Annotated in this window: 10 protein-coding genes and 1 other RNA gene; 5 read left to right on the forward strand and 6 right to left on the reverse strand. The window is 74.3% G+C overall.

Annotated elements, in window-relative coordinates:
- Window positions 1–234 precede the first annotated feature (234 nt).
- Together OG519_RS08840 and OG519_RS08845 are read left to right on the forward strand one after the other, a co-directional pair.
- Window positions 235–2,301 (forward strand): hypothetical protein, encoded by a 2,067-nt coding sequence (locus tag OG519_RS08840; RefSeq protein ID WP_405580899.1) that lies wholly within the window; start codon window positions 235–237, stop codon window positions 2,299–2,301.
- A 434-nt stretch (window positions 2,302–2,735) separates the two neighbouring features.
- Window positions 2,736–3,563, forward strand: a complete 828-nt coding sequence (locus OG519_RS08845; protein ID WP_405580902.1) for an alpha/beta fold hydrolase — start codon at window positions 2,736–2,738, stop codon at window positions 3,561–3,563.
- Window positions 3,564–3,714: 151 nt separating this feature from the next.
- Here the strand turns inward: OG519_RS08845 and OG519_RS08850 are convergent, their stop codons facing one another.
- Window positions 3,715–5,364 carry an MOSC domain-containing protein gene (locus tag OG519_RS08850; RefSeq protein ID WP_405580904.1) on the reverse strand — a complete coding sequence of 550 codons (1,650 nt, stop codon included), beginning with the start codon at window positions 5,362–5,364 and terminating at the stop codon, window positions 3,715–3,717.
- A 256-nt stretch (window positions 5,365–5,620) separates the two neighbouring features.
- Window positions 5,621–6,024, reverse strand: an RNA gene (gene rnpB, locus OG519_RS08855) — RNase P RNA component class A.
- Between the two features lie 136 nt (window positions 6,025–6,160).
- On the opposite strand from rnpB, the gene yaaA reads away from it, so the two are divergent.
- Window positions 6,161–6,946, forward strand: coding sequence for a peroxide stress protein YaaA (gene yaaA / locus OG519_RS08860; RefSeq protein WP_405580907.1), 786 nt, complete (start codon window positions 6,161–6,163; stop codon window positions 6,944–6,946).
- A gap of 269 nt (window positions 6,947–7,215) precedes the next feature.
- Entirely contained in the window at window positions 7,216–7,833 is a 618-nt protein-coding gene (gene eda, locus OG519_RS08865) for a bifunctional 4-hydroxy-2-oxoglutarate aldolase/2-dehydro-3-deoxy-phosphogluconate aldolase (RefSeq protein ID WP_405580910.1), read from the forward strand.
- Window positions 7,834–7,845: 12 nt separating this feature from the next.
- Here eda and OG519_RS08870 read toward each other — a convergent pair whose 3' ends face one another.
- The 4 genes from OG519_RS08870 to OG519_RS08885 all read right to left on the reverse strand — a co-directional run bounded on the left by OG519_RS08870 (window position 7,846) and on the right by OG519_RS08885 (window position 10,698).
- Window positions 7,846–8,229: a hypothetical protein gene (locus OG519_RS08870; RefSeq protein WP_405580912.1), complete on the reverse strand. Its 384-nt coding sequence runs from the start codon at window positions 8,227–8,229 to the stop codon at window positions 7,846–7,848.
- Window positions 8,230–8,309: 80 nt separating this feature from the next.
- A complete protein-coding gene (locus OG519_RS08875) occupies window positions 8,310–8,984 on the reverse strand; it encodes a histidine phosphatase family protein (protein WP_405580915.1) in 675 nt (224 codons plus the stop codon).
- A 14-nt stretch (window positions 8,985–8,998) separates the two neighbouring features.
- A complete protein-coding gene (locus tag OG519_RS08880) occupies window positions 8,999–9,742 on the reverse strand; it encodes a zinc ribbon domain-containing protein (RefSeq protein ID WP_405592582.1) in 744 nt (247 codons plus the stop codon).
- The gene (locus OG519_RS08885; RefSeq protein WP_405592584.1) at window positions 9,739–10,698 is read right to left on the reverse strand and encodes a Nif3-like dinuclear metal center hexameric protein; all 960 of its coding nucleotides are present in this window, start codon (window positions 10,696–10,698) and stop codon (window positions 9,739–9,741) included. The genes OG519_RS08880 and OG519_RS08885 overlap by 4 nt, the downstream gene beginning before the upstream one ends.
- 629 nt (window positions 10,699–11,327) lie before the next feature.
- On the opposite strand from OG519_RS08885, the gene OG519_RS08890 reads away from it, so the two are divergent.
- Entirely contained in the window at window positions 11,328–12,503 is a 1,176-nt protein-coding gene (locus tag OG519_RS08890) for a hypothetical protein (protein WP_405580917.1), read from the forward strand.
- Window positions 12,504–12,508 lie beyond the last annotated feature (5 nt).

A 12,508-nucleotide genomic window follows, 5' to 3' on the forward strand; every position in this document is an offset into this window, starting at 1 on the left:
GGGGTACCCCCAGGCGAAGCTCTGGGGGAGGAACCGCGCGACAAGCCCCCGCCGGCCGGTGGCCGGGAAACGACCGCAACCACCCCGAGGCCAGTACAACCCCGCGTCGTTACCTGTTCTGTATCACCCGGTTCTTGATGAACCCGCTCGGCAGGGAGCAAACTGCCTTGGCAACGTTGTCATACGGTGGCGGCAACGTTGTCAAACCTCTGCATCCTGAACGGAGCGGCGTACATGCCGAATCACCCTCCCCGGCTCCGCCTGACGAGGGGCGGGACCGTCACCTCCAGCGGGACCCTGCTCGCGGGGTTCGGGCCGGCCGGACCGGCAACCGACCCGCCGGGCGGCCGGGGCGTTCCCGACGCGTGGCCCCGGCCGGTCGCGACCGGAAACACCGGAAAGGGATCGGGCGCCGTCGTACGGGACCTCGCCCGCTACCGCACGGCCGGCACAGCAGGCGCGCCCAACGCGTCCGACGCCCCCGCCACGACCGGATCAGCCAGCGCGCCGACCGCCATGACCGCCTTCGCGGTGGGGCGGATGGCAGGACCCGGCGGGCGGGACCGGACCGGGCGGTGGACGACGGGCGGCGCCGACCGTAGGGCTGAGGCCGCCGAGGTGGGCGACCCGGCGTGGATCGCGGTGGATCTGCGCGCCGCGTGCCAGGTGCGCTCGGTCACCGTGGCGTTCGAGCCCGCCGCCGAAGGCCAGGCCCCGCCGCCCGGCGGCGACCCGTACGACCCGAGCAGCCCGTACGACCCGAGCGACCCGTACGGCACCCGCCCCGCAGCCCCCGCAGCTCCCGTCACCCCCCTCACCCTCCACGTCGAAACCTCGCTCGACGGCTCCTCGTGGCGGACCTCGTACCAGGCCGAGCGCCACCCCGGCACCGGCACCGTACGGATCGGTCTGGACGAGCCGGTGACCGCGCGCTGGGTGCGGATGACCACGACCGTGCCGGACGGCGGCGGCCCGGTGACCCTCAACGGCTTCCGGGTGTACGGCACCTGCGACCGCCCGCGCCCGCCCGCGGTGGGCTGGACCGTATGGGAGGGCGGCCGTAGCGGCGAGGCATCCGCGCTGCGGGTGGACGAGGACGCCGCCCCGCGGGCCGCGTCCGGCTGGGAGACTGTCCTGGACGAATGGGCGCGCGGCGGCGACACCCCCGCCGCCTCACCCGCCCTCTCGACCGGCGCCGTGGTCATGGCCCCGGACACCGCGGCGACCTTTCTGAAGGCGGTCGACGACCGCCTGAACACGTCGGGTTCGCCCGCGGAGTTCTACCGGAAAGCCCAGCTCATCTGCTACGAGAACGTCCGCGCCGTCATCGAGGCCTGGAACGCCGACGGCTGGCGCGCCGCCGACGCGCCCGCGCTGCTGTGGATGGCGCGGCCGACCCCGCCCGGCGCCATCGGGCGGCCCGGCGCCGCGCACCGCGATCTCACCGCGTACACCGTCCCCGGTGAACCGGGTGACCAGGGTGGCCACGACCACCTCGGCCACCCCGGCCACTCCGACCACGTCGACGACCTCGGCCACCCCGGCCACCCCGGCCACCCCGGCGATCTCGACCACGTCGACGACCCCGACCCCCTCGACCGACTGGTGGCCGGTTTCGAAGCCGACGGCGCCTACTACGGCGCCCGCAAAGCCTCGGAGCCGCTGCACGTCCAGGCCGACCCGGTGGACGGCGCCGTCCGTGTCGTCAACCGCACGGCCGCCCCCGTACTCGGCGCCACCGTCACCGCGCAACTCCACGACCTGTGCGGCCGGCCGATGGGCGCCGCCGTGGCCCGCCGGATCGACATCGCGGCGGCGGACACGGCCGACGCCTTCAGCGTGCCCTTCGACCGTTCGCTGCCCGCCACCCACCTGCTGCGGCTGCGGCTGACCGGCGCCGACGGCCGGCTGCTGTCCGGCAACGACTACTGGCGCTACCGCACCGCCACCGACATGCGTTCCCTCAACGGCCTGCCCAACGTACGGCTCTCGCTCAGCGTCCGGCCGACCGGCCCGCGCGGCCTCCTCGCGGCCGTGCGCAACACCGGTACGGCGCCGGCCGCCATGGTCCGGCTGGCGCTGCGCGACCGGCGCTCCGGGGAGCGGGTACAGCCGGTGTTCGCCGACGACAACTACTTCTGGCTGCTGCCCGGCGAGTCCCGCGAGGTGGCCCTGTCGTGGGAGACGGCCGGCGATGCGGCCGGCGCGCCCGCCGGCTCCGATGGCTCCGACGACGCCGACACGCCCGGCGTCGAGGCGGCGGCGTACAACGCGACGCCGGTGACCACCCAGCCCGAATAGCCCCGCAGGCCGAAAAGCCCCGCCGGCGCCCGGACCACGGCGACCGCCCAGCACAAGCGGGCGGTCACCCCACCCCCGGCACCATCGCCCCCACTCAGCGCGCCAATACAGTCAGCCTCTTCGGTTCACTTCGTCCTCGGCACCGGGTCTGAGCGCCCGGAGGCGAGCGGGCGGCAACAACGAGCCCGGCCCGGCTTGTGGGGCCCCAGGCCCTGTGTGAGCATCGATGGGAGGAGCGCATTCGCGAGAGCGTGCCCACCGGCAGGGGAATGCGGCGGCCGCCGCCGAATTCCGCCGAGCCTTTCCGTTTCCCCACGCATTCCCGCCTCCACGCATTCACGCCCCCACGCATTCGAGCCCCCACTCAATTCCCGCCGAGGGGACACGCCGAGGGAACGAGTTCCCGCCGATCCCACCGAGAGGAAACGCACGCCATGGGCACAGTCACCGCCAGCGACGGAACCGAGATCTTCTACAAGGACTGGGGCAGCGGGCAACCGGTCGTCTTCAGCCACGGCTGGCCGCTCACCGCGGACGCCTGGGACGACCAGGCCAACCTCGTCGCCGAGAACGGCTTCCGGGCCATCGCGCACGACCGCCGCGGCGGTGGCCGGTCCGGGCAGCCCTGGAGCGGCAACGATCTGGACACCTACGCGGACGACCTCGCCAAGGTGATCGAGTCGCTGAACCTGACCGACATCGTGCTGGTCGGCCACTCCACCGGTGGCGGCGAGATCACCCGCTACATGGGCAAGTACGGCACCGAGCGAGTGTCCAAGGCCCTGCTGCTGAGCGCCATCCCGCCGCTGATGCTCAAGACGGACGCCAACCCGGACGGCACGCCGATGGAGGTCTTCGACGGCATCCGCTCCGGCGTCCTCACCGACCGCTCGCAGTTCTACCAGGACCTCAGCGCCATGTTCTACGGCGCCAACCGGTCCGGTTCGCAGGTCACGGACGGCGTCAGGGACGCCTTCTGGCTCTGGAGCATGCAGATCGGCATCCGGGGCGCGTTCGAGTGCATCAAGGCCTTCTCGGAGACGGATCTCACCGAGGACCTCAAGGCCATCGACGTCCCCACCCTGATCATCCACGGCGACGACGACCAGATCGTGCCGATCGACGCGGCCGGGCGTAAGAGCGTGCAGATCGTCAAGGACGCGACGCTCAAGGTCTACGAGGGCGCGCCCCACGGCCTGATGTCCGTCAAGCCGTTCAAGGACCGGTTCAACGCGGACCTGTTGGCGTTCCTCAGAAGCTGAGTCGAGTCCGACGCGGTATACCGCGCACCCCGCCGGGAACGACGGCACGACCGTCGTCCCCGGCGCTCGCGCGTCCGGGCCCACCGCTGACCGCCCGCCCGCCCCGACAGACCCCGACAGGCCTCGACTGACCTCGCGGGTCTCACGGGTCTCACAGATCAAGCACGACCCCGTCCTTCGGGCGGGAGCAGCAGATCAGCGCGTTGCCGGCGGCCGGCGGCTCGACCGGCTCGGGCTCGTAGTCCAGGTCGCCGGCCAGCATGGCGGTCTCGCAGGTGTGGCACACCCCGGTCCGGCACGACCAGCGGGTGGGGATGTCGCACGCCTCGGCCAGTTCGAGCAGCGTGCCGTAGTCCGGGCTCCAGGGGACCTCGACGCCGCTGCGGCTGAACGAGACGGTCGGTCCGGTGCCGGGCGGGCCGGGCGGCGGGTGCGGCGGCCGGACCGGGGTCGGGGCGATGCCCGGGGTGATGGCGGCGCCGGCGCCGAAGGTCTCGCGGTGGATGCTCGCCACGTCCATCCCGGCCCCGGTGAGGGCCGCCATGAGGTCGTCCATGAAGCCCACCGGGCCGCAGAGGTACGCGTCGGCGTCCTTCGGCAGCCCCAGACCGGCGACGGTGTCGGCGGAGAGGTGGCCCGGGGTCGTGTAGTCGGCCCCGCGCCGGTCCCGGTCGGCCGGCCGGCTGTAGCAGATGACGGACCGGCCTTCGGGGAGCCGGGAGATCAGCCCGGCGCTCTCGGCCGCGAAGGGGTGCTCGCCGCCGTCGTGGGCCCCGTGCAGCCACCAGACGGGGCGCGGGCTCCGCTCGGCGGCCAGCTTGTGCAGCATCGCGAGCACCGGCGTGACGCCGACCCCGGCGGAGATCAGCAGCACCGGGCGGTCGCCCTCGGCGAGGAAGAAGGTGCCGCGCGGCGCCGCGGTGTCCAGGGTGTCCCCCACCCGTACCCGCGCGTGCAGCAGTCCGCTCGCCGCGCCGTGCGGCTCCTGCTTCACCCCGATCCGGTAGCGGTCGTCACCGGGGCGGTTGCAGAGCGAGTAGTTGCGGATCAGCGGCGCCCCCTCGTCCGGGCGCAGCCGGAGCGCGATGGACTGGCCGGGCTGCCAGGGCGGCAGCGGCGAGCCGTCGTCCGCGGCGAGCGCCAGCGAGAAGACGGCCCGGCTCTCCTGCTGGATGTCGGTGACCCGCAGCGGGCGGAAACCCGTCCAGGCGGGCGGCGGGCTGCTCGCGGCGGCGGCCAGCCCGGTGTTGCCCGAACCGCCGCTCTCGCTCTGCTCCGCCAGGCTGCGCAGCGAGGTGACCCAGCCCGGGCTCAGCGCGGGGATCCGCAGCGCGCGGTCGAGTCCGTCCCTGGGGTGCCCGGGGAGGTAGAGCAGGGCGTCGATGTCCGCGACGGTCACGCCCTCGGTGCCGCGTTCGATCCGGACGATCTCCTGTCCCGCCGCCACCTCGCCCTCGGTGAGCACCCGCAGATAGAATCCCGGGCGCCGGTGGGAGACGAGCAGCGCGGCCAGCTGCGGCTCTCCGAGCCGCATACCCACCCGGTAACACGTCACCCGGGGCTGGGAGACCTCGAACACGGCGTCCCCGATGCGATAACGGTCCCCGATGCAGACCTCGTCATCGGGGAGGCCGTCGACGGTGAAGTTCTCGCCGAACGCGCCGGCTGAGAGGTCGCGGCCGAAGAACTCCTCCCAATGGCGGTACGAGTCCCGCTGATAGACGAGCACGGCGCGGTGCACACCGCCGTGACCCTCCAGATCGCCCTGGCCGTCGCCGTCGATGTTCAGCTTGCGGACCATGCGCGGTCCGTCGACGGGTCGTTTCCACACGCCGGTGTGCACCGTCCGCCCATGCCATGGGACATCCTGCGGAAGGCCGACATTCACCGAAGTCAGCATCGCCAAGGGGATCGCCTTCCCGGGTCGGGATTGATCACGCTAGCAGCGGGGACCGACAGCCGCCCGGCGACCGTTTGCCGCGGGGCCGCCGGTTCAGGGGCCCGGGGGCCCGCTGGTCCGCCGCGCGGGCGGAGGCGGCGAACGGGCACGCTGACGGCAGACGAGTCGAGCTCTACGCCGGATTCTGTCGCCGGCCGACCTCGCGGTCGACCGGGAGACGGCCATCCATCTAGGACCGGCGTTGCCGCCGGCCTCATGCGGTCTACCCGCGGACTCGGGCGGGCCGCCCTCGATCGTCCGCGCAGAGCCGCCTCGCGGTGGCTCCTTTTGACCTTGCTCCGGGTGGGGTTTACCTAGCTGCCCAGGTCACCCTGGGCACTGGTGGTCTCTTACACCACCGTTTCACCCTTACCGGGGGCCGAAGTCCCCGGCGGTCTGTTTTCTGTGGCACTTTCCCGCGGGTCACCCCGGGTGGCCGTTAGCCACCACCCTGCCCTGTGGAGTCCGGACGTTCCTCGGCGGGACCCCGTGAGGTCCCAACGCGGCCGCCCGCTCGGCTCGTCTGCCGTGCGTACCAGTCTAGAGGTCGGCCCGGGCGGGAGCGAACATCGGTGACGGGGCACGGGGTCGTAGGCTGCTGGGGTGTTCGTACCGGTCCGACCACTGGTCGCAAGGCGTTGAAGTCGAAGGAGATGCCGTGCTCGTCCTGTTGCCGCCGTCCGAGGGAAAGGCCACCGCGGTACGGGGTCGGCCGGTGGCGCTCGACGGGCTGTCGCTGCCCGGCCTGACCGAGGCGCGGGCGGCCGTACTGGACGAACTGGTCGAGCTCTGCGCCGCCGACGAGGACAAGGCCGCCGAGGTGCTCGGCCTCAGCCCCGGGCTGCGCGGCGAGATCGCCAAGAACGCGGCACTGCGTACGGCGCCGGCGCTGCCCGCGGGTGAGCTGTACACCGGAGTCCTCTACGACGCGCTGGGCCTGTCCGGCCTGGACGCGGCCGCCCGCGGGCGGGCCCGGCGGTCGCTGCTGGTCTTCTCCGGCTTGTGGGGGGCGGTACGGCTCACCGACCGCGTGCCCTCCTACCGCTGCTCGATGGCGGTACGTCTGCCGGGGGCGGGCGGGCTGGCGGCCTACTGGAAGCCCTTCATGGACGCGGTGCTGCCGGAGGTGGCGGACGGCGGGCTCGTGCTCGACCTCCGCTCGTCCGCTTACGCGGCGGCGTGGAAACCGCGCGGAGAGGTGGCGCTGCGTACGGCGACGGTCCGGGTCCTTCAGGTGACGGTGGTGGGGGGTGTGGAGCGGCGCACGGTGGTGAGCCACTTCAACAAGGCGACGAAGGGGCGGCTGGTGCGGGCGCTGCTCACGGCCGGCGCCCGGCCGAGGACGCCGGCGGCGCTGGCGGAGGCGCTGCGGGATCTGGGCTTCACGGTGGAGGAGGCGGGGCCCGGCGGGCGGCTGGACGTGCTGGTCCGCGACCCCCACTGAACCCTTGCCCGGGGGGTTAACGGTTCCCGGCGCCTGACGGCGCGATCGTTTTCCCACCCGCACCACCCTGCGGATGCGTTTTCGACTGCCGGCCTCCCCGTGCCCCATCACCACCATCGGCGTCTTCCCGCCCGTGTCCCGCCCGTGCCCGCCCGCGACCCGGCAACCGGCGCTCCCGCCGGCTGTCCCCTTGACCGCGCCCCCGGAGGGGGTTGCACAGGGTGCAACGGGCGTTGCAGCGGGCGGTGGGGGGAGGACAGGATGCGGGGATGGAGAGTGTGCTGGGGCTGGTGCCGGTCATACCCGTGGTGGTTCTGGAGGACGCGGGGGACGCCGTGCCGTTGGCGCGGGCGTTGGTGGCGGGGGGGCTGCGGGTCGTGGAGATCACGTTGCGGACGCCCGCCGCGCTGGCCGGCATCGACGCGATCGCCCGGGAGGTGCCGGAGGCGCTCGTGGGGGCCGGGACGGTGCTGACGGGCGAGCAGGTGACGGCGGCGGTCGACGCCGGTGCGGGGTTCCTGATCAGCCCGGGGTGGACCGAGCGGCTGCTGGCGGCGATGCGCGGGTCCGGCGTGCCCTTCCTGCCCGGCGTCTCCACCGCCTCCGAGGCGCTCGGGCTGCTCGAACACGGCGTCACCGACATGAAGTTCTTCCCCGCCGAGGCGGCAGGCGGCGCGCCCTACCTCCGCTCGCTCGCCTCGCCGCTCCCCCGCGCCCGCTTCTGCCCCACCGGCGGCATCGACGCGGCCAGGGCGGCCGACTACCTCGCCCTTCCCAACGTCCCCAGCGTCGGCGGCACCTGGATGGTCCCGCCGACCGCCCTGCGGGACCACGACTGGCACCGGATCACCGAACTCGCGCGCGCGGCCGCCACGTTGGGCGACTGAAGAGCATCCGGCTCAGGCCCCGCCCTCCAGCCGCTTGGCCGCGGTGCGCGTCTCCTCCACGGTGACGCCGATGATCCGGTCCAGTTCGTCCGGGTCGAGCGCGGCGGTGGTGGGGGCGGCGGAGCGGAGGAGGTCGAGCCGGACGTGCCGGGCGATGAGTTCCTGCGACGGGTCGGGGGTCTGCCGCCGCAGTGTGGTGTAGGCGGCCACCGCGAGGTTGGCGACGCCGACGATGAACTCACCCCATTGGGCGGGATCCACATAGCGGTCGGGCCGCACCGCGCCGTCGCGGTGGTGGAGCGCCGCCTCCACGTCCTCGACGAGGGTCGCGTACCGGGGTGAGGCGAGGCTCTCGGCCGCCGCGCGGGCGACGTGCCCTACGGGGTCGTCGGTCATGAGGGCTCCTGTGGGGGATGCTTCGGACGCGGGCAGGGCGTACCAGCGTACGGCCGGGCGGCCCGAATGATGACGAGCCGTCAGGAGCGCAAATGAGCCGTGTCGTTGAAGGACCGGAGCGAGGCGTTCCCGTCCCCGTAGTAGGCCACCGTCGAGAGCGCGGCGGGATCGAGGTGCATCCGGAAGAGCGCCGCGTCGGGCGCGCCGAGCGCGAGCCGTACCAGCGTCTTGATCGGCGTCACATGGCTGACCAGCAGCACCGTACGGCCTTGGAATGCGGCCAGCAGCTCATCCCTGGCCCGGGACACCCGCGCCGCGGCCTCGGCGAAGCTCTCGCCGCCCGGCGGGGCGACGGAGGGTTCGGCGAGCCAGGCGGCCATCTCGGCGGGGAAGCGGGCGCGCACCTCGGCGAAGGTGAGCCCGTCCCATCGGCCGAAGTCGGTTTCCCGCAGGTCAGCGGCGATGCCCACCTCGACGCCGAGCCGATCGGCGACCGCCGCCGCCGTCTGCCGGCACCGGGCCAGTGGTGAGCTGACCACGGCGGCGACATCACCGCGGGCGGCCAGGGCCGCCGCCGCCTGCTCGGCCTGCCGGCGCCCCCGCTCGGACAGCGGCGGATCCCCGGCGCCGCTTCCGGAGAACCGCTGCTGCGCGGTGAGCGGCGTCTCCCCGTGCCGGAGCAGCAGGAAGGTGGTGGCGGTGAAGGACGGCGCCGCCCCCGGCGACGGCGCCGACGGCACGGACGTCCCGGCCACGGGGCGGACCCGGCCTAGAGGCCGGAGTCGGCGGTGCGGACCAGGATGCGGCGGCAGTTCTCGCACCGCACCACCGTGTCGGCGGGGGCGGCCCGCACCTCGTTCAGCTCGGTGATGTTGAGTTCGAGCCGGCAGCCCTCGCAGCGCTTCTGGTAGAGGCGGGCCGCGCCGATGCCGCCCTGCTGGTTGCGCAGCTTGTCGTAGAGCTTGAGCAGGTCGTCGGGGATGCCGGCGGCGAGCGTCTCGCGCTCCTTGGCGATGGTGAAGCCCTCCGCGTCGATGCTCTCCAGGGCGGCGGACTTGCGCGTCTCGGCCTCGGCGGCCTTCGCTTCGAGGGCTTCGACCCGGCCGGTGAACCCGGTGGCGCGCTCCTGCGCGTTCTCCCGGCGCTCCATGACTTCGAGGACGATGTCCTCCAGGTCGGACTGCCGCTTGGCCAGCGAGGCGAGCTCCCGCTGGAGGTTCTCCAGGTCCTTGGGGGAGGTGAGCAGGCCGGAGTCCATCCGCTGCTGGTCGCGGACGGCCCGCTGCCGTACCAGGTCGACGTCCTGCTCGGCCTTGGTCTGCTCGCGGGCGGTGTCGCTCTCCTCGGTCCGCGCGGCGACCAGCAGATCGCGGAGCTGACTGAGGTCGGCGCCGATACGTTCCAGCTCGGCGTGCTCGGGCAGGTTCTTGCGCTTGTGGTCGAGCTGCGCGATGCGCGAGTCGAGGGCCTGGACTTCGAGGAGGCGGATCTGGTCGGCGGGCGCGGCGTTCAGCGGGGGGCTCCTGAGCTGGAAGGGTCGGGACGGGCGGAACGTGAGGCACGTGAAGAAGGGGCGGAAGGATCCGAGGAACCTGGAGGAAGGGGGCCCGCCGGGGCCGCGGGCGGCGCGGTGGACGCGGGCGGCGCGGACGGCGCGTGCGCGGTCCACGGGTCGGTGACCACGCCGGAGACATGGGTGCGCAGCGCCCACCCGTGCCGGTCCGAGATCTCGTCGAGCTGGCCCGCGGCCTGCTGGGACCAGGGCCACTCGGTGGCCCAGTGCGCCGCGTCCACCAGCGCGGGCGCGCCCGTCTGGCGGGCCTCGGAGGCGGGGTGGTGGCGGAGGTCGGCGGTGAGGAAGACATCGGCGCCGGCCGCCCGCACCTCGGCGAAGAGGCTGTCGCCCGAGCCGCCGCAGACCGCGACGGTACGGACCGGGGTGTCGGGGTCGCCCGCGACACGCAGCCCGGTCGCGGTGCGGGGCAGCCCGTGGGCGGCCTGCTCGGCGAAGGCGGCGAGCGTCAGCGGGGCGAGCGGCTCGCAGATCCGGCCGAGACCGCGGCGGCCCGCCGGGTCGGTGGGGTCGGGCACCAGGGGCCCGACGACCCGCAGGTCGCAGGCGGCGGCGAGCGCGTCGGAGACACCGGGGTCGGCGCGGTCGGCGTTGGTGTGCGCGACCAGCAGGGCGATGCCGTTACGGATCAGGTCGTGCACCACGCGGCCCTTGAATCCGGCGGCGCCCAGGGGCGCGACCGTCGTCGTACCGCGCAGGTAGAGGGGGTGGTGGGTGACCAGCAGGTCGGCGCCGATCCTGATCGCCTCGTCGACCACGTCCTGGACCGGGTCCACCGCGAAGAGCACCCGGGTGACGGGGGCCGCCGGGTCGCCGCAGACCAGGCCGACGGCGTCCCACGACTCGGCCAGCTCCGGCGGCCAGAGGGCGTCGAGGGCGGCGGTCACCTCGGCCACGGTGGGCCGGCCGGACGCACTGGTCGGGACGGCCGGGACGGCTGGCCGGGTGGGCTGGACGGGGGCGGGAACGGGCTCGGGCACGGAAGGAAGGTTACCCGGCAATCCTGGGTGACCGGGATGCGTCGTACCGGACAGCGGAGCGGAGCACACCTGCCCCGGCGATGGGAGGGAATCCGCCCAACCAACACCCTTACGTGTGAACTGTCCGCACACGCGTTGATCGTCCGGGAGTGCGAAAACTACGGTGCTGGGGGGAGGTGGGAACTCATATGAGTGGCAGCGCACCGAACACGCCCCCGCCAGGCCGGGTCCTGCGCCGTACGGGCTTCACGATCGCCGCGGACGGCTCGTACGCGGCCTGTCTGGCCGAGGCACCCTGGTTGGCAGTGGGGCCGGCCGAGGCGGAGGGGCCGGAAGCGGAACCTCCGCCCGGCACCGCTCCTCCCCCGGCGCCGGGCGGCGGGCGGGCGGGGAGCGGTCGGCCCGAGGGGGGCCAGGCGGGCGGAGCGGGCGAGGGGGGCGAGGGGAATACGCCGCCGGTCGCACGGGCGGCCGACGGACCGGGCACGGGACCCGCGGGCTCTGCTCCGGGAACCAGCCCCGGCCCCGGTTCGGCCCGTCGCTTCGTGGAGCGGTGGACGCTGGGCGGCCCGGAGCCGTACGCCGTGCCGCTGCCGGGCGGGCGGCCGGAGCGGCCGGACAGCCAGGTGCTGCCGCTGGGCGACGGACGCGTCCTGATCGGGCGGCGTACGGCGGACCGGCACGACCTGGTGCTGCTCCACCCGACCGGTCCCGGCACCGGCGAGGTGGCCGCGGGCTCGCTGACCGGCGCCGAGGTGCGGCTGCTGCCACCCTCGCCCGCCCCGGACACCGCCTTCGCCCTGGTCCACGACGAGGGCGCCACCACGATCTGGCAGATCCACGGCCAGGGTGGGGACGGCTCGCCGGTCCCGGTGATGACGGTCGAAGGCCGCTGCACCGGCGGGGTCTGGCTGGACCGTGCCGGGCGGCTGCTCGCGCTCGACCGGGAGCTCGACGGCCGGACCAAGGCGGTCGCCGCCGATCTGCGCACCGGGGAAACCAGCCCGCTGCTCCAGCTCACCGAGGATAGCGACGACCGGCTGCTGCTGGCCGAGCCCGACAGCGGGCTGCTGATGCTGCGCAGCGACGCGAGCGGGGAGGCACGGATCGGCTGGGGAGTGCTCGGCAGCAGGCTGCCGGTCCGTTTTCCCGACGCGCTGCGGGTGCCGGGCGTGCTGCTCACCCCGCTGGCCGCACAGCCCGGCCAGATCCTCGCCGCGGCGCGGACCGTGGTGGCGCTGCGCGCGGAGGTTCCCGGCGGCGCGGAGTCGCTGGCGCTGTGGCGGCCGGGCGAGGGGCGGCTCCACTGGCGTGCCACCCCGCGCGGCTGGCTCGGCCCCGCCGCCCTGTGGCTGCGGGGGCGGGAGCTGCGCCTGCCTTACGCCGTCCCGGACTGGCCCTGCGGGCTGATCGGCTACGACGCCCCGGCCCCGGCGGAGGAGGCCGGCGAGGGCGTGCCCGTGGACGAGGGGGACGCACCGGCCGTCGCCGCGCCCGTCGCGGCTCCGGCCACCGTTTCCATCGCCCCCGCTTCCATCGTCGTCCCCGCGCCCCGCGCCCCGTCCTCCTCGGCGCTCGCCGACGGCGCCGGCCGGTGCTCAGCGCCCCTCCTCGGCCGGGAGCCGGCAGCCCAACGGCCCGGCGGGGCGCGGCCGGCCCGCCGCAGGCTCGCCGTAATTCCGCTCCAGGAAGCCCCGTTGACCCCCGCCCAGGCCGGGTGACCGCC

The organism is Streptomyces sp. NBC_01190, assembly GCF_045039895.1.
GTDB lineage: Bacteria > Actinomycetota > Actinomycetes > Streptomycetales > Streptomycetaceae > Actinacidiphila.

Coding starts and splice junctions, on each gene's coding strand:
- OG519_RS08870 (WP_405580912.1), bottom strand. CDS start 8,229: ATGACCGACGACCCCGTAGGGCACGTCGCCCGCGCGGCGGCCGAGAGC.
- eda (WP_405580910.1), top strand. CDS start 7,216: ATGGAGAGTGTGCTGGGGCTGGTGCCGGTCATACCCGTGGTGGTTCTG.
- OG519_RS08840 (WP_405580899.1), top strand. CDS start 235: ATGCCGAATCACCCTCCCCGGCTCCGCCTGACGAGGGGCGGGACCGTC.
- OG519_RS08845 (WP_405580902.1), top strand. CDS start 2,736: ATGGGCACAGTCACCGCCAGCGACGGAACCGAGATCTTCTACAAGGAC.
- OG519_RS08850 (WP_405580904.1), bottom strand. CDS start 5,364: ATGGTCCGCAAGCTGAACATCGACGGCGACGGCCAGGGCGATCTGGAG.